This window comes from Maribacter sp. R86514 (assembly GCF_044597005.1).
In the GTDB taxonomy this organism is placed as follows: Bacteria; Bacteroidota; Bacteroidia; order Flavobacteriales; family Flavobacteriaceae; genus Maribacter.
In genome coordinates this window covers 2,902,844-2,920,149 of sequence record NZ_CP138999.1, presented here as the reverse complement: position 1 = coordinate 2,920,149, position 17,306 = coordinate 2,902,844, and the positions used below count along the sequence as shown (strand labels likewise).

Here is a 17,306-nt window from a genome sequence, read left to right as displayed (position 1 = left end):
GTTGTTCATGAATTCTATGCTTAGGATAATATGGAATTTTTTGCGGCAATTTTAGCTTTAGGTAAAATCAGTTTAAACGTTGACCCTTTTTTTATCCCTTCTGACTCAGCTACAATGGTACCACCATGGGAATGGGCAATTTGCTTTACCATATATAGGCCTAAACCGGTTCCTTTAATTTTTTCATGAAATCTTTCGAATGGGGTAAATAGCTTTTCTAAGGCAGCCTTATCCATACCTAAGCCGTTGTCTTTTACATAAAAAATATTTTTGTCTCCGTCTTCTTCGAAATCTACAACTATTTTAGGATTGGCTTGGTCTCCCATATATTTTATGGCATTATCTAAGAAATTTCCAAATACTTGTATAATACGATTGCGATCACCAAAAATATCGGGTAGATTTTCTGCTATGGTAAAATCAATGTTCTTTTTGTTCAGTTGACTTTTTATAAGGTTCGTTGATATGGATAATATTTCGTTTGTTTTTAATAGCTCATTTTTGTTTTCGATTTTACCTAACCTGGCTATTTCAGTAATATCGGATATTAATTCGTTCATATTATTGCACGAGACATTTATCAGCTTTAAATACTCTGCTATATCTTCGTTTTCTTTTAATTCCATTTCCAATGGTATTAGACTGACAAGTCCTTTTATATTGCTTAACGGACTTTTTAAATCGTGTGATACTGCGTAAGTAAAACGTTGAATTTCTTCGTTTTTAGATTTTAGATCATTGGCAGCTTCTATAAGTTTATTTTTCTGTAACTGTAATTCTTGGGTACGCTCGGTAACCATTTGCTTTAAAAGGCGTTGATTTTTTTTAAATGATTTTACTTTAAAATAATACGCAACATAGATCAATAGTAATAAAAAACACACCATTAAAAGTTTAAACCACCACGTATTCCAAAACGGAGGAGTAACGGTTATATGCAGGTCTATTTCATTATCTACCCATACGCCGTCAGAGTTGGTAGATTTCATTCTTAATACATATTCACCTTGATTTAAGTTGGTGTATGTTGCAGTTGGTTTATTGCCTACATAATTCCAATCTTTTTCAAATCCCTCTAGAAAAAAGGCATAATTTACATTTTCATGATGTCTAAAAGTAAGTGCCTTAAAATCAATATTGATAACAGATTGATCATAACTGAAAGTCAAAGAATCTACCTGGCTAATGTCTTTTTCCAATACGCCAAATTCGTCATTGGGTAAGACGGGTTGGTTAAAAATCTTTAGTCCCGAGACAAATAAAGTAAGGGTATCTTTTCGTTTTTCTACTTCACTAGCGGTAAATATGTTTAGACCGTTTACGCCTCCAAATAGATACTCTCCTTTTTTGGTAGTTAGTGAAGAACTTGCTATATATTCTTTAGCTTGTAAGCCATCGCCTAAATCATAATTAATGGTTTCCCCTGTTTTATAATTATATTTAATAATACCGTTTTCTGTACTAAGCCATAAATGACCATTTTTATCATTGATAATACCCTTTATGGCGTCATTTTTAAGTCCATCTTCTTTTGTTATCGCCGTAAAAGAATCCGTTTTGTTAGAATATTTGTGAAGGCCACCTTGTGTACCCACCCATACGGTGTTCTGATCGTCTTGGATGATTACGTTCACAAACCTATTGTTAAGACTATTTTTGGTATGAAAATGTTTAATTGACCATTTATTGTCTTTTTCTGTTAGTTTAAACAAACCTGAGTTTAATGTTCCTAGCCATATGTTACCTCGGTGATCTTCATATATTTTGTGTAAAGAATTTATGAAACGACCGTCAATATCTGAAATAAGCTCTATATTTTGATGTGTTTCTGTAGCTGGATCATATAGTTGTACACCTGCAAAATAATTTACGACCCATATTCTATTCTTTTTATCTTTTAAAAGATCAATGATGATATTGGATTTCAAAAATGAATTTTCTGAGGTTAATACACTGTAATCTTTGGTTTCGGTATTGAAAACAGAAATACCATGGGTCCAAGTTCCTGCCCAGAACTCATTTTCTTTCGTTTTCAATATAGAAAGGACAACATCGCTATTGAATGTTTTATTTTTTAAAGAATAGGTGTCAAACGTATTTAGCGATTTGTTCCAATAGTTTAAACCTCCGCCATCAGTACCTATCCAAATATTACCCTTTGGGTCTTCTAAGAAGCAGTTTACCAGTTTATTACTTAATGATTTCGAATTAAAAGGATTGGGTGAAATATGTTTGAACTTGTAATATTCCTTGTCGTAAAGGTTTAGTCCACTTTTATACGACGCAACCCACATAGTACCATTTCTGGTGCAACGTATAGCCCAAATTGAATTACCCGCCAATGAGCCCGATTTTCGAACATCATATTCTAAATGGTTCTTAAATTTTAAGTCTTTGGTGTAGATATATAGTCCGCTATTTTCAGTACCTATCCATAAATCCCCATTTAAATTTCTTTCAAGCGAACGTATGCCAAAACCCGGACATATTTCTTTTTCTTTATTAATAATGACTTTGTCGTTTTCAACCGTTAAATTATAGAGTATACCACTACCAGATCCTAACATATATGTGTCGTTGGGTAATTTAATACCTGTGATAATAGCCTTTGTTGTTTTGATATTACTAACAACATTCATGTCATGATCCATTAAAAGTGAATTGTAAGTGAAAACGGCAAGTATTTTATCACTATCTAATATTTCAACTTTCACCACTTTGTTCATTCGTGGATTTTTAATTTTTACAAGTTCGTTTGGTGGTGCAAAATGTTTAGTTTTCCCTGTTTTAAGTTCATATCTGTAGATGCCACTAGATTCTGCACCAAGCCACAGAATATCATCTTTTTTGACAATAGTTTCAAAAACTTCGTCTATTAATGATGTACCCTCGTTTTTAAAAGGGTATGGAGTAATTGTATTTAAACTTCGATTATAAAGGCTTAACCCTTCATTAGTACCTATAATGATGTTTTCACCGTCTTCATATAATGAAACTATATATTCATGTTTAAGCCCAGTTTTACCGTCTGTGCTTTTATTATATATTTTAAAATCCTTACCGTCATATCTATTAAGGCCGTTTCGTGTGCCGATCCAAAGAAAACCAAAGTTGTCTTCTAAAAGTACAGTAGCGGTACTTTGAGATAGACCATCGGTAATGTGCTGAAATTTTATTTCCTCTTCTTGCTGAGATTGTAAGCAAAAGGGAGTAAGAGTTAGGGCAAGTAAGTAAAAAAAAGTAACGTAATATTTTAATAACATGCTTAGTCTCTAAAGAAGTGTTTAGTTTAAACGCAAATAAATGTAAGAAATTACTTTCAATTGCATTTTATTGATTTATAAATTTTTATTTATTCCATATTTCATCTTTGTTTTATTGCACAACGCTCGATTTACTCGTTTTTGGTGCGATATTTGCTAACTTTAAACGAAATAATAGAATATTGTTAACAAGAGTATCTTTACGGTCACGTATTTTCTTATCCATGATATTTTTGGTGCTCATTGCATCGGTGTTGATTGCGGGTGTTACGGTATACCAATATCGTGAGCAATCTAAGGATTATCATGAAAATAGAATGGAACGTAAAGAAGAGCAGATACGACAGAGTATTGATCTTGCCATTCAGAAAACCACTTATCCCGTAACCACGGAAAATCTAGATTTAATATTTAAAAATGAAATTTATGAGATTGCCGTTGTGCAAAATATGAATTTCAATATCTATAGTTTAGACGGAGAACTTATAAAAAGTTCACGTCCAAAATTTGCCAACGATTCTATTTCGATGTGCTTGGATGCTGAGGTGTTAAACGAGTTGGAAATAAGTGCCAATAAAAGATATGTACGTGAAAATGCCTTGGCAGGAGACAAGTATCAAGCATCTTTTACCTATATAGCCGATCAAAAGTTTAAACCTATAGGTATTCTTAATCTTCCTTATTTTGAAGATAATTCTTTTAACGACTATGAATTAAAAGAATTTCTATTTCGCTTGTCAGGTGTGTACTTGTTGATGTTGCTTATGGCAATTGCCTTTGCATTTTTTATATCCAAGTACATAACCCGGTCTTTAGAAACCATATCTACCATGATGGGTAGAACCAACTTAAGCAAACAGAACAAGAAGATTTATATCGACAACCCTGGTGAGGAGATAGAAAAGTTAATTGCCGCCTATAACGGTATGATAGATGAATTAGGGCAAAGTGCCGTAAAATTAGCACGTAGTGAGCGTGAACAGGCTTGGCGCGAGATGGCGAAGCAAGTGGCGCACGAGATCAAGAATCCGCTAACACCAATGCGACTTACCGTGCAGAGTTTTGAGCGTAAATTTGATCCAGAAGACCCGTTGATCCATGAAAAACTTAGAGAATACTCAGACACTTTAATTCAGCAAATAGATACTATGAGCAGCATAGCATCTGCCTTCTCTAATTTTGCCGAGATGCCTGCGCAACAGAATGAGACGCTGAACGTGGTTAAAATTGTTAAACTGGCTTTAGATATTTTTAATGAAGATTATATTCATTTCATTGCTGAGGAAGAGGAAATAATTGCGAAATTAGACCGTACACAGTTAATACGTGTAGTAACCAATTTGGTAAAGAACGCCATACAAGCTGTGCCAGATGTGGTATCTCCAAGAGTTTTGGTCAGTGTGGCATCTGAAGGTGATATGGTTAAAATATCTGTGGCAGATAATGGTTATGGTATTGAAAAGGATAATGAAGAAAAAATATTTGAGCCTAAGTTTACCACCAAAACGAGTGGTATGGGGTTAGGCTTAGGAATGGTAAAAAATATTGTGGAAACTTATAAGGGATCAATCAACTTTACATCTCATTTAGGTAAGGGTACGGTCTTCTGTGTAAAGTTTCCCAAAGAAAATGTATAATTCAACAAATCAACAACAATGTCATACGAAACGTTATTAATTAAAAAAGAGGATACTACTGCAATCGTAACTATTAATCGTCCTACTAAATTAAATGCTTTGAATAAGCAAACCATAGGCGAACTACATGAAGCTTTTAAAGATTTGAAAAAAGATGAGACCGTAAAGGCTATTATCTTAACCGGTAGTGGTGAAAAGGCATTTGTTGCCGGTGCCGATATTTCAGAATTTTCTGATTTCAGTGAAAAAGAAGGGAAAAAATTAGCGGCTAAGGGACAAAAACAATTGTTCGATTTTGTAGAAGACTTATCTAAACCTGTAATTGCAGCAGTTAACGGTTTTGCCTTAGGTGGCGGATTAGAACTAGCAATGGCCTGTCATTTTAGAGTGGCAAGTGATAATGCCAAAATGGGCCTGCCAGAAGTATCTCTAGGTGTTATACCTGGTTACGGTGGTACACAACGTTTACCGCAATTAGTGGGTAAGGGAAGAGCTATGGAAATGATCATGACCGCAGGTATGATTACTGCAGAACAGGCAAACAATTATGGCTTGGTAAACCATGTTACTACGCAAGAAGAATTATTGCCTTTGTGCCATAAAATTATCTCTAGAATAACCAATAACTCATCTGTAGCCATTTCACATGCAATAAAAGCAGTAAATGCTGGTTTTAAGAATACTGTAAATGGTTATGAGCAGGAAATTGAAGCTTTTGGTGCCTGTTTTGGAACAGATGATTTTACCGAAGGTACCACTGCGTTTTTAGAGAAAAGAAAAGCAGAGTTTCCAGGTTCATGACATAAACCAATCTGGTTATGTTAAAACGTAGCGCTTTTTTATTTTTATTTCTTATTAATGTTATAAGCTCCTTTGCTCAAGAAGAATTGGTATCCTATACTATCGGTGAAAAATTTCATGATAAATATAGATACTCTAACATGCTTGCTATCGCAGATGATGGTAGCGAAGGTACTGTTGTGGTACGTGCATATTATACAGGTATCGTATTAAGACCAAAAGGGTATTTTATTGAACATTATAATAAAGATTTAGAGCTTGTCTCAGAATATAATTATAAACTTAAAAATGCCAATTTTATAGACGCCTATGTTCGTAACGGCCAAGTTTATTTGTTGTTTTTAGAGTACAACTATAATACCAGAAGTTATCAATATGAAGTGCATAGAAGCCCATTCTCTCAATTTCAGTTTACAAAAGAAACCTTGCTATCTATAGCGTCTGAGCCGGTAGAACAGCCTTTAGATAGAAATTTCTATAATAGAAACTTCTCATCTGGCTTTACCACTTCTATTTTATTCAATGATGATAAATCGGCATTTGCCATAACTACACATTATAAGAAAAGAAAGATCGATCAGCACACTATTCATGTATTCAACGCCAACTTAAACAAGTTAATGGAGCATGATTTCTCTGATGAGGTAGAAGAAAAGAATTATGCATTTGAAAATATAGCCTTCTCAAAAGATTTGCAGAATGTGTATTTGGTAGGTAAAGCATATTTTAAAAAGAAACGTTTTAATGCTACAGAGCGTAAGTTTCAATACGAAATGATTCGAATTTCTAACAGCGGTAGAAGCACTCAGTCATTTTATACTCCGGGTAAATTTCCTGAGTCTTTAAAACCCATTTTTAGAGGTGATGAATTGCTTTGTATCGGTTTTTATGCGGATAGAAAAGATAATCGTTATAATGGAATATCTTATTTCAACTTAGACCAGAAAACCTTAGAAATGAAGACTCAAAAATTTAACCCGTTTTCTGAACAGTTTATGATGGATAAGTTTGGGCGTGAAGATGACAAGGCTATAAAGGATTTAGTGTTCAAAGGAATGGATATTACAAATGAAGGTAATATTCTGTTTAATGCAGAAGAGTATTTTACAAGTAAAAGTGTACAGTCTAACTCTAGTGGTGGTCGCGTTGCAGTAACTAGATATCACCATAACGATATTGTTAGTGCGAAATTGAGCTCTTCGGGAGATTTAATTTGGGCAAGAAATATTAACAAGACAGAGGTAACACAGGGCGACGGTGCTTATGCCTCTTACAGTGCTTATACAAAAAACAATACAACCTACTTTTTTATCAGTACCTCTTCAGAGAATCCGCAGCAGTTGAGTGAAGACCGTATCATGTTCAAGCAAGGATTAAGTAGAAATAGAAATGTCTTTTTAATTCGATTGGATGAAAACGGACATATGAAATACAACAAGGTTATTGACGATACAGAAGCTCGTTTACCTTTGATGGTGTCTGTACCTTATATTGATAGATTGAACGATGAATTAGTGTTCTACGCGAAAAGAGGAACCAAAAAACAATTGGTTCAAGTGGGTGTTAAATAATCTGATTTCGTGCTTTAAAATTATATGAGATTCTAATACCAAGCCCTATGGTTCTGGTATTATAATTATCTTTTGAGAACGATTGGGCATTAAAATCTAATTGATTGAGCGCTTTACCGGCATTTAAACCATTGTAAATGAGGTAAAACCCGTATGTTGCATTGTTCGACCATTTAGATTCTTCTATACCTAATGCAAAAGACCAATAATACATTTTTAATTTTGTAACTTTTTCTAACGCTACATCATCAGAATCTAAGAAATTACCTTTGGCACGAATTTTTCCAAAATGATACTTAGGGATAAAAACCACTCGAGTACCTTCTTCTTCATAAAAGAGCTTTGGTGAAAACCCCAATACGAATCCTTCAAAGTTTTCATTTAAATAGGCGGCATATGTTGGTGGTCCTGTTTGTTCGGCATCAAACATTTCTTGTGAGTTTAAGCCATAGTAGTATGAAACATCAAACTCAGGAGCAATAAATTTGAATGAAGTCAATTCAGAGCCTAAAGTTATTTTATGAAAAATATTGTCGTTAAATTCTTCATCGATAAAAACATCATATTCGCCATAAAGACTCGGTGTGCCTAATTGACCAAAACATTGATAACTGAGAAAAAGAAGTGCTGCTACGAATATGCTTTTCATTTTACCAAATTAGACAATTAGAGCATTGAAATGATAAAAATATATTTAAATAGGATTATTTCCATAATTTTGGAATAAATCCCAATAAATGAAATATAATTCTTCGGTTAAAGGAAGAGGAGCCCAGAAAAATATTAATAATAAATTTTCTGCATACAGCTATGAAACTAGAGATGATTTTCTCGAATTCTGCCGAGTAGAAGGCGAAGTTGCCGACAGAAACAAAACCCAATACCTTCCTATTTTTCCAAAAACGATAGTCAATAAAGTCACTAGTCCAGATGTGGGTATGAGTTATTCCATGAATATGTACCAAGGCTGCGAGCATGGTTGTATTTACTGTTATGCCAGAAATGCACATGAATTTTGGGGCTATAGTGCAGGATTGGATTTTGAACGAAAAATTCTGGTAAAACACGATGCGCCTAAGCTATTAGAAGCTAAATTGAGAAGTAAAAGTTGGAAAGCATGTACCATAGTCATGTCGGGTAATACAGATTGTTATCAACCTGCAGAAAAAGAATTTGAACTGACTAGAAAATGTTTAGAGGTATTTTTAAAATATAGACATCCGGTAGGTATCATAACTAAAAATGCGTTGATTTTGCGAGATCTGGATATTTTAAAAGAACTTAATGAATACGGATTAATAGGCGTAAACATTTCGGTTACTTCCTTATCCGAAGAAACAAGAAGAATTTTAGAGCCGAGAACCACGACCATTAAAAAACGGCTTGAAGCTATACGTGTTCTATCTGAAAACGGTATACCGGTCAATGCAATGTTGGCACCAATAATACCTGGTATAAATAGTCATGAAATTTTGAATTTGGCTAAAGCGGTTTCAGAAAATGGTGCTGTGTCCATGGCATTCACCGTAGTTCGTTTAAACGGGGCAATAGGTGAGATTTTTACTGATTGGATCCGTAAAACGCTTCCTAATAAAGCCGATAAGGTATTGCATCAAATACAAGAATGCCATGGTGGAAATTTAAGCGATAGTAGATTTGGAGTAAGAAGTAGAGGAGAGGGTAAAATTGCTACTCAAATTCATGACATGGTGCGTTTGGCAAAGCGAACCTATTTTAAAGATAAATCTTTTCCTAAATTAAATAGCAGTCTACACGAATCTTGTAAAGACAGACAGCTAAAACTCTTCTAAGGTTGATTTGTTTTTCGTATGTGCGTTGATTACCCAACTAGTATTCTAGCGCTATTTTTTTATTTAGAATTCTTATTTCTAAAGTGTAATTGGTACAATATTATTTGTCATAACAATTGTATGAAAATGAGTTAAATAATGTAAATAAGTCAAAAATTTATGGTTTTAAATTAGCAGGTGAAGTTTAAAAAACGTGCAATAGTTTAAGGTAAATATTTTCTTTAAAAAGTTTTGTTAAAATAAGATCTAAAAGGTAATTGTAAGCGTAGATAGGGCAGAAATAAATACTAGAACTATTTATGAAAACCAAGAACACTACCAAAGAAGATATGAAAACTTTAAAAAACACTACCAATAAAACAGAGAAGAAGCCATTCTTTTCAAGAATGAAACATCTAATTGAAAATGCCAATGCATGGGGTATTTTTGTAATGGGAAGCACCTTTGTAATGATGTTTGGTTCTGCTTATCTGGCATATATTTTACAGAATGATTTTACACAATTACATTTAGAGAGAAGAAGTAACATGATTGGATTCATTTTCATGATCGTAGCTGCTGCTTTTTTTGTATTTAAATTGAGTTTCTTTATTTACACTTTTATAAGATTTTTAAAGTATAAGGCAATACCATCTGTTTCTAATGAAGAGTTACCAATGGTTACCGTTATCGTACCTGCGTATAATGAAGGTAAACAAGTTTGGGCAACTTTGAAGAGTTTAGCAGAAAGTGATTACCCTAAAGATAAAATTCAATTATTGGCTATTGATGACGGTAGTAAAGATGATACTTGGACTTGGATGAAGGAAGCTAAAAAGGAATTAGGTGATAGGGTTTCTATTTTTCAACAACCTAAAAACATGGGTAAACGTCATGCATTGTACAGAGGTTTTAATGAAGGTACTGGTGAGATATTTGTGACTGTAGATAGTGATTCTATCGTTGATAAAGATACCTTGAGAAATCTAGTAAGTCCGTTTATTGTTGATGAGAACTGTGGTGCCGTTGCAGGTAATATTCGTGTATTGAATAATGATAAGATCTTACCTAAAATGCTTGACGTAAGTTTTGCACTTAGTTTTGAGTTTGTACGTTCATCAGAAAGTACTTTAAACTCGGTATTGTGTACACCAGGTGCTTTGGCAGCTTACAGAGCTACTGCAGTATTCGGTTGTTTAGATGAGTGGATCAATCAGACGTTTATGGGTCAAGCTTCAGATATAGGTGAAGATAGAGCTATGACAAACATGATTTTAAAGCAGGGTTTCCACGTGTTATTTCAAAGAAATGCCTTTGCGTATACTAATGTTCCTGAAAAGTATAAAGGGCTTTACAAAATGTTTATTAGATGGGGTAGAAGTAATGTGCGTGAGAACATTCAAATGTCTAAGTATGTATTTAGAAACTTTAGAAAAGGGCCAAAAGCAGGTACAAGGTTATTGTTCTTTAGCCAATTCTCAAGAATTGTGTTATGCTACCCATTTGTATTGTTCATGTTGGTATTTGTATTCACACACCCGTTATTATTCTTAAGTTCTACTTTTGTGAGCATATTGGTTTTATCAACATTCCCTGTGTTGTTCTATGCAAAAAGATACTCTTTTTCAGAATCTTTTTGGGCATATTCATACAGCGTATTGTTCACTTTCGGTCTATTCTGGATTACACCTTATGCAATTGCTACGGCAAGCAGAAGTGGTTGGTTGACTAGAGAGTTGCCAACAAAATAATTGAAAATATTATAAAATGAAAAAAGGGTCTCAATGTATGTTGAGACCCTTTTTAATGGTTTGATGTTGTTGAATTACTTTGTGAATTTAAGTTAAATTTTTTAGAGGATTCCATTCTTGATAAAATTGTTCTAGAAAATCTAGCATGTACTGGTGTCTTTCTTCTGCTAAACGTTTACCGGTTTCAGTATTCATTTTGTCTTTTAGAAGCAATAATTTTTCGTAAAAATGATTTATGGTAGGTGCTGCAGATTTTTTATACTCTTCTTTGGTCATATTTAAATTAGGAGGTATACTAGGGTCGTAGAGCGCACGATTTTTGAATCCGCCATAATTGAACGCCCGTGCAATACCAATAGCGCCTATGGCGTCTAAACGGTCGGCATCTTGCACTACTTTAAGTTCTTTGGAAGTAAATAGCTTCTTCTTCATCTTGCCGTCTGTTAAGCTGGCTTTAAATGAACTGTATTTTATAATATTGGTTACATGGTTGATCGTTCTTTTAGGTACACCAAGACTCAACAAAAAATCTTCTGCCATTTTTGGACCCAAGGCTTCATCACCATCATTAAACTTAGCATCTGCAATATCATGAAGAAGTGCACCTAGGCTAACGACTAAAATATTGATGTCACCTTCTTCTTTTGCAATTAACATGCTGTTATTGAATACACGTTGAATGTGAAACCAGTCATGACCTCCTTCGGCATTTTTCAAGGTTTCTTTGACAAATATTATGGTTTCTTCTACAATTTCTGAGTGGGTCATTTAAAGGAATTTATCCCGCTAACTACGGATGCTTCAATTTGTTGGATCAGGTCATCTAAATTGCCTTTATTCTCTAAAGGTTGCTGAACTTCTAAACGAACCTTAGCTCCCAATCCCATTGGAAATTGCCCGAAACGGACCAATTTCCACGAATTATTGATACTTATTGGAACAATTAGTGCAGATGGAGCCTTTTTAAGAAGCATTTTAAGCCCCATAGGCTTAAATGGTTTTAGGTGTCCGTCTCTACTTCTGGTACCTTCCGGAAAAATAACTGCGCTTCTGTTATGCTTTTCTATATAGGTACCCAGTTTACCAATTTCCATGAGGGCAGATTTACCATCTTTTCTATCTATAAGCACAGATCCACCGTGCACTAGGTTAAATGAGACGCTAGGTATGCCTTTTCCCAATTCTTTTTTACTCACAAACTTTGGATGGTGTTTACGCATATACCAGATCAGGGGCGGTATGTCGTACATGCTTTGATGGTTGGTGACAATAATCAAAGGTCTATTGGTCGGTAAATCAAAATTATTGGTGAAGTTGTATGTAGTACCTAAAATGTTTGTACTACGCATTAAACAAAAGTTAAGCTTGCTTACTGTTGGCTTTAAGCCTTCATATCCAAAAAGTTTAAAACCTAACCATTGAATAGGATGAAATATTCCTAGGCATAGACCAAATGCTATAAAAAAAATGGGGGTTAGTATATAAGAAAGCAACTTCTGCATCGTACAAAAATAAAAAACCGCTCAATTAGAGCGGTTTTTTAATCCTATTATTTTATAGGAATATTGTTTATGCTGTAAAATTTAGCAAAACTCGTCGTAAGCCTGTGCTAAATTCTGAGCGATCATTTCAGCTGGTCTACCTTCAATATGGTGACGCTCGATCATATGAACTAGCTCTCCGTTTTTGAACAATGCCATAGATGGTGAAGATGGAGGGAAAGGAACCATTAGGTTTCTCGCCGCATCAACAGCTTCTTTGTCTACACCTGCGAACACAGTAACTGCGTGGTCAGGTTTTTTATCGTTCTGCAAGCTCATTTTGGCAGCAGGTCTTGCGTTTGCCGCTGCACAACCACAAACAGAATTTACAACAACTAAAGTTGTTCCTTCTTTATTAATGGCATTTGCTACTGCATCTGCTGTATATAATTCTTCAAATCCGGCAGAAGCCAGATCATCTCTCATTGGTTTTACTAATTCCGCAGGGTACATATTATTAATATTTTAATTAAACTATTACAAAGATAATCAATTAGTCGCAGCACTGCTTCAGACCTTAACTTTTCATTGGCCTAACTTTCTATTCGTATTATTTTATCTTTGGCAAAATTGAGCGTACGAAATGATTAAATGGTTGGGAGCCATAATAGGCTTTTCTTTTAGAGGATTATCTGGAGCGGTGTTGGGTTTCTTTGCCGGTAGTATTATAGATAGCTTTTTTGGGTCTAATAAAGGCAGTGCGCGTAGCGTGTTCGAAGATTATACTAGACCAAATGTAACTGCGGCAGATTTTGAATTGAATCTTTTGTCACTCTGTTCTATAGTTATTAAGGCAGACGGACAAGCAAGCCAGTCAGAAATGGATTATGTTCGTCAGTACTTTGTTAGTACCTATGGTAAAGACAAAGCGAACGCTATTTTTAGAAGTTTTAACGAAATCAATAAGAAAGGTCAGATATCTGCACAGAAGGTATGTACTTTTTTGGCGCAGCGTACGCGTTATGAAGTACGTTTACAATTGCTTCATTTTTTATTCGGTATTGCACAAGCAGATGGTAATATTAGCAATCTTGAAATTCAGAAAATTAGAGAAATAGCAGGTTATCTGAGGGTTTCTTTAAACGAATTTGAAAGTATAAAGGCCATGTTCGTTAAATCTGCGAACAACTCTTATAAAATTTTAGATATTCAAAAATCCGCTACCGATGCCGAAGTGAAAAAGGCGTATAGGGCAATGGCTAAGAAATATCATCCGGATAGGGTGAATACGAAAGACGAGGCTATTAAAAAAGGTGCTGAAGAAAAGTTTAAGCAAGTACAAGAGGCTTATGAGACCATTCAAAAAGAACGTGGACTAAACTAGACTACTAATTATTTAGATATACTGCAATGCAAGAATTTTGGTTTTATATAGAATTAGGTTTGCAACATGTGTTGGATATCAATGCATATGACCATATATTATTTCTAGCTGCGCTGGCATTACCATTTACTTTTAAGAGTTGGAAAAATGTATTGCTTTTGGCTACTGTTTTTACTTTTACCCACTGTTTGGCATTAGTATTTTCTGTTTACGAAGTAATGGTCATAGATGCTAGTTGGATCGAATTTTTAATACCTGTTACCATTGTAAGCACGGCTCTTTTTAATTTAGTGGGTAGTACCGATAAAAAAGGCGATAATACTATTTGGTTTCATGTTCTCGTTACCGGTGTTTTTGGACTAGTACATGGTTTTGGATTCTCTAATTATTTTAAAATGATGATTATGGGCGAAGAAGACAAGATGGCGCCGTTATTAGGTTTTGCCGGTGGTATCGAATTAGCTCAAGTAGTTATAGTTTTGCTGGTATTGATGTTGGCCTATGTGATCCAAGCCATTTTAAAGGTGAAACAAAGTTTATTTGTAATGGTAGGTAGTATTTTGATCATATTAATAACGCTACCATTGCTTTATGAAACATTTCCATTTTAGATTGTTAAAGTTTAGCCTAAGATATTGTTGATACTGATCAAAGCAACTACCTTAGGGATAAGTGCTTGAATAAAGCTTACTGTAAATGAAGAAAGAGAAACAATTAAAATATGATAGGGCCTATTTAAGAATGGCCAAAGAATGGGGTAAATTGTCTTTTTGTAAAAGAAAACAAGTAGGTGCAATTATAGTGAAAGACAGAATGATTATCTCTGACGGATATAATGGCACCCCAACGGGTTTTGAGAACTACTGTGAAGATGAAGAAGGGTATACCAAATGGTATGTTTTACATGCAGAGGCTAATGCCATACTAAAAGTAGCCAGTTCTACACAATCATGCCAAGGGGCTACATTGTACATTACTTTATCACCGTGTAGAGAATGTAGTAAACTAATACACCAATCTGGCATTAAACGTGTAGTGTATCAGGTAGGCTATAAAGATGATTCAGGATTAAAATTTTTAGCAAAAGCTGGAGTTGAATTACAACATATGCCAGAAATAAATGTTACTATCTAAGGTTTACATCAATGATGAATAAAAAATACAGTGCTCTATTTCCTTTAATTATCGCTTCTGCACTTGCATTAGGGTTTTTTATAGGCGGAAAACTGAATTTTAATGACTCTCCAGAACGTCTTTTTTCTACCAATTCTAAAAAAGACAAACTCAACAGGCTTATAGATTACATAGATTATGAATATGTAGATGATGTAAATACAGATAGCATCGTAGATGTTACGGTAAATAGTATCCTAGAAAAATTAGACCCCCATTCTGTATATATTTCAGAAAAAGAAATGTCGGGTGTTACCGAAAATATGAAGGGCGATTTTGTAGGTATCGGTATTAATTTTTATACCTATAAAGATTCTATAGCTGTTATCAAAACCGTTAAAGACGGTCCAAGTTATTCTAAAGGTATTTTGCCAGGTGATCGAATTTTAATGGCGGATGAGGATACCTTGTTCGGTAAAGAATTTCCTAGTGAGGTTATTGTTGAAAAACTGAAAGGTAAAGAGGGTACATCTATTGATCTTAAAGTATACAGAAAATCAGAAGATAGAACTTTCAATGTCAAGGTTAGGCGTGGCATAGTGCCTTTAAAAAGTGTTGACGCCTTTTACATGCTAACCCAAGATATTGGGTATATAAAAGTGAATCGTTTTGCAGAATCTACATATAAGGAATTTAAGGATGCTTTGATAAAATTACAGAAGCGTGGTGCAGATAAATTAGTGTTGGACTTACGTGATAACCCTGGTGGTTATTTAGGTATGGCAGAAGAAATGGCTGATGAGTTTCTTGAAGATGGTAAGCTGATCTTATTTACCAAGAACAAGAAAGGAAAGATCAATAAGAGTTTTGCCACGGATCACGGTAGTTTTGAAGACAAGCCAATTTATGTATTGATCAATGAAAGGTCTGCCTCTGCTAGTGAAATTGTAGCAGGTGCTTTACAAGATAATGACATAGGTACTATTGTAGGTCGCCGTTCTTTTGGTAAAGGCTTGGTACAGCGAGAAATGGCTTTAGGTGATGGTTCTGCCGTAAGGCTTACTGTTTCTAGATATTATACTCCTACGGGTAGAAGTATTCAAAAAACGTACGCTAACGGTACCAAAGATTATTATCAACGTTTTACAGATCGGTTCCATAGTGGTGAAATGATATCCGTAGATAGTATTAAGGTAGCAGATTCTCTAAAATTTACGACTCCTAAAGGAAAAGTTGTATACGGCGGTGGTGGTATTATACCTGATGTTTTTGTGCCCATTGGCAGCAATGAAGAGGAAGCTGTAGAGAGTATGGATAATTTAGGTTTCCTTTCCTTTTTTGTTTTTGAGCACTTAGATGAAGATAGAGAAAGATATGGTCAATATAATCAAGAAGAATTTGTGAACGATTTTAGAGTTGACGATATACTTTTTGAGAAATTTGTAACCTATTCTGTAGATAGAAATTTGAGAATGAATTTCTATGATTATGAGGATAGTATAAAAAGATTTTTAAAAGCAAATATCGCAGAGCAGTTGTTCAATACCAATATACACGCTAAAATCAAGGCAGATGAAGACCTTATGCTTCAAAAGGTTTTGGAACTAGATGGCGGGGTAATCACCCAAGAAGAATCTGCTGAAATTAACGCTAACAACTAATCTTTATTGATCTTATCTTGAATTTTTCTGCTGGTAACAAATACCAAAAGAAGCACAATGGCGCACAATGAAGCCATTATTCCAATTAATGCTATTGTACTGTTTTTCTCAAAAGGGTCGGCAAAATTCACTAGAGTTACATTATAGGCTATAAGTGCTACTGCAATTACTATGAATATTATGGATAATGTCTTGCTCATAAACTTGTTTTTATAAAAATACAACCTTCTAACGGTCTAGAAAAGTTCATTAATATTAGCAGCGAATAATTTAACAGCTATGGCCATAAGAATTACTCCAAATACTTTTCTGATAACGTTTACTCCATTTTTACCTAACATCTTTTCAATCCTCACAGATGATTTAAGAACTATAAAAACGAAAATTATGTTGATGACGATGGCTACGATAATGTTCTCTACGTAATACTCTGCGCGTAAAGAAAGTAATGACGTTAGTGTACCTGCACCAGCAATTAAAGGAAAGGCAATGGGTACTACTGAAGCACTTTCAGGTTCGTCATCTTTGTATAGGGTAATACCTAAAATCATTTCAATGGCCAGAAAGAAGATAATGAAAGCACCTGCTACCGCAAATGAATTTACATCAATACCAATTAAACCTAAAATTTCATCTCCAAGAAACAAAAAAGCAATCATAATAACTGCAGCTACAATCGATGCTTTCTCAGACTGAATATGACCTACTTTTTTTCTAAGACCTATAATAATAGGTATGCTACCTAAAATATCAATTACGGCGAATAGTACCATACTAGCGGTAGCAATCTCTCTTAAGTCAAAATGAAATTCCATCCTTCAATTTTTTGCAAATTTACGTTTATAAACATCCAC

At 34.4% G+C, this 17,306-nt stretch carries 16 protein-coding genes; 9 read left to right on the top strand and 7 right to left on the bottom strand.

What is annotated here, in order from left to right; genetic code table 11:
* Window positions 1–20 precede the first annotated feature (20 nt).
* Window positions 21–3,263, bottom strand: coding sequence for a two-component regulator propeller domain-containing protein (locus SJY30_RS12720; protein WP_396632548.1), 3,243 nt, complete (start codon window positions 3,261–3,263; stop codon window positions 21–23).
* 224 nt (window positions 3,264–3,487) lie between these two features.
* On the opposite strand from SJY30_RS12720, the gene SJY30_RS12715 reads away from it, so the two are divergent.
* The 3 genes from SJY30_RS12715 to SJY30_RS12705 are packed head-to-tail and all read left to right on the top strand — an operon-like array spanning window position 3,488 to window position 7,272.
* The gene (locus SJY30_RS12715) at window positions 3,488–4,900 is read left to right on the top strand and encodes a sensor histidine kinase (RefSeq protein ID WP_396635329.1); all 1,413 of its coding nucleotides are present in this window, start codon (window positions 3,488–3,490) and stop codon (window positions 4,898–4,900) included.
* Window positions 4,901–4,918: 18 nt separating this feature from the next.
* Window positions 4,919–5,701, top strand: coding sequence for an enoyl-CoA hydratase/isomerase family protein (locus tag SJY30_RS12710; protein ID WP_396632547.1), 783 nt, complete (start codon window positions 4,919–4,921; stop codon window positions 5,699–5,701).
* Between the two features lie 17 nt (window positions 5,702–5,718).
* Window positions 5,719–7,272, top strand: a complete 1,554-nt coding sequence (locus SJY30_RS12705) for a hypothetical protein (protein WP_396632546.1) — start codon at window positions 5,719–5,721, stop codon at window positions 7,270–7,272.
* On the opposite strand, the gene SJY30_RS12700 is transcribed toward SJY30_RS12705, so the two are convergent.
* On the bottom strand, window positions 7,265–7,921 hold the full coding sequence (locus SJY30_RS12700; RefSeq protein ID WP_396632545.1) for a hypothetical protein: 657 nt from the start codon (window positions 7,919–7,921) through the stop codon (window positions 7,265–7,267). The genes SJY30_RS12705 and SJY30_RS12700 overlap by 8 nt on opposite strands.
* A gap of 88 nt (window positions 7,922–8,009) precedes the next feature.
* Here SJY30_RS12700 and SJY30_RS12695 point away from each other — a divergent pair, with 88 nt between their 5' ends.
* Entirely contained in the window at window positions 8,010–9,083 is a 1,074-nt protein-coding gene (locus SJY30_RS12695) for a PA0069 family radical SAM protein (RefSeq protein ID WP_396632544.1), read from the top strand.
* 299 nt (window positions 9,084–9,382) lie between these two features.
* Window positions 9,383–10,813, top strand: a complete 1,431-nt coding sequence (locus SJY30_RS12690; RefSeq protein WP_396632543.1) for a glycosyltransferase — start codon at window positions 9,383–9,385, stop codon at window positions 10,811–10,813.
* 87 nt (window positions 10,814–10,900) lie between these two features.
* On the opposite strand, the gene SJY30_RS12685 is transcribed toward SJY30_RS12690, so the two are convergent.
* From SJY30_RS12685 to SJY30_RS12675, 3 genes are all read right to left on the bottom strand, one after another.
* Window positions 10,901–11,581 (bottom strand): HD domain-containing protein, encoded by a 681-nt coding sequence (locus tag SJY30_RS12685; protein ID WP_396632542.1) that lies wholly within the window; start codon window positions 11,579–11,581, stop codon window positions 10,901–10,903.
* Window positions 11,578–12,162, bottom strand: coding sequence for a lysophospholipid acyltransferase family protein (locus tag SJY30_RS12680; RefSeq protein WP_396632541.1), 585 nt, complete (start codon window positions 12,160–12,162; stop codon window positions 11,578–11,580). Before SJY30_RS12680 ends, SJY30_RS12685 begins: the two co-directional genes overlap by 4 nt.
* A 234-nt stretch (window positions 12,163–12,396) precedes the next feature.
* A complete protein-coding gene (locus tag SJY30_RS12675; RefSeq protein ID WP_396632540.1) occupies window positions 12,397–12,807 on the bottom strand; it encodes a BrxA/BrxB family bacilliredoxin in 411 nt (136 codons plus the stop codon).
* Window positions 12,808–12,937: 130 nt separating this feature from the next.
* On the opposite strand from SJY30_RS12675, the gene SJY30_RS12670 reads away from it, so the two are divergent.
* From SJY30_RS12670 to SJY30_RS12655, 4 genes are all read left to right on the top strand, one after another.
* On the top strand, window positions 12,938–13,678 hold the full coding sequence (locus tag SJY30_RS12670; RefSeq protein WP_396632539.1) for a TerB family tellurite resistance protein: 741 nt from the start codon (window positions 12,938–12,940) through the stop codon (window positions 13,676–13,678).
* Between the two features lie 26 nt (window positions 13,679–13,704).
* Window positions 13,705–14,289: a HupE/UreJ family protein gene (locus SJY30_RS12665; RefSeq protein WP_396632538.1), complete on the top strand. Its 585-nt coding sequence runs from the start codon at window positions 13,705–13,707 to the stop codon at window positions 14,287–14,289.
* Window positions 14,290–14,374: 85 nt separating this feature from the next.
* On the top strand, window positions 14,375–14,812 hold the full coding sequence (locus SJY30_RS12660; RefSeq protein WP_396632537.1) for a deoxycytidylate deaminase: 438 nt from the start codon (window positions 14,375–14,377) through the stop codon (window positions 14,810–14,812).
* A 14-nt stretch (window positions 14,813–14,826) separates the two neighbouring features.
* A complete protein-coding gene (locus SJY30_RS12655) occupies window positions 14,827–16,452 on the top strand; it encodes a S41 family peptidase (RefSeq protein WP_396635328.1) in 1,626 nt (541 codons plus the stop codon).
* On the opposite strand, the gene SJY30_RS12650 is transcribed toward SJY30_RS12655, so the two are convergent.
* Both SJY30_RS12650 and SJY30_RS12645 read right to left on the bottom strand, forming a co-directional pair.
* Window positions 16,449–16,652, bottom strand: coding sequence for a hypothetical protein (locus SJY30_RS12650; protein ID WP_276491622.1), 204 nt, complete (start codon window positions 16,650–16,652; stop codon window positions 16,449–16,451). The two genes, SJY30_RS12655 and SJY30_RS12650, sit on opposite strands and share 4 nt — an antisense overlap.
* 36 nt (window positions 16,653–16,688) lie before the next feature.
* On the bottom strand, window positions 16,689–17,267 hold the full coding sequence (locus tag SJY30_RS12645) for a MarC family protein (protein WP_396632536.1): 579 nt from the start codon (window positions 17,265–17,267) through the stop codon (window positions 16,689–16,691).
* Between the last annotated feature and the right edge of the window lie 39 nt (window positions 17,268–17,306).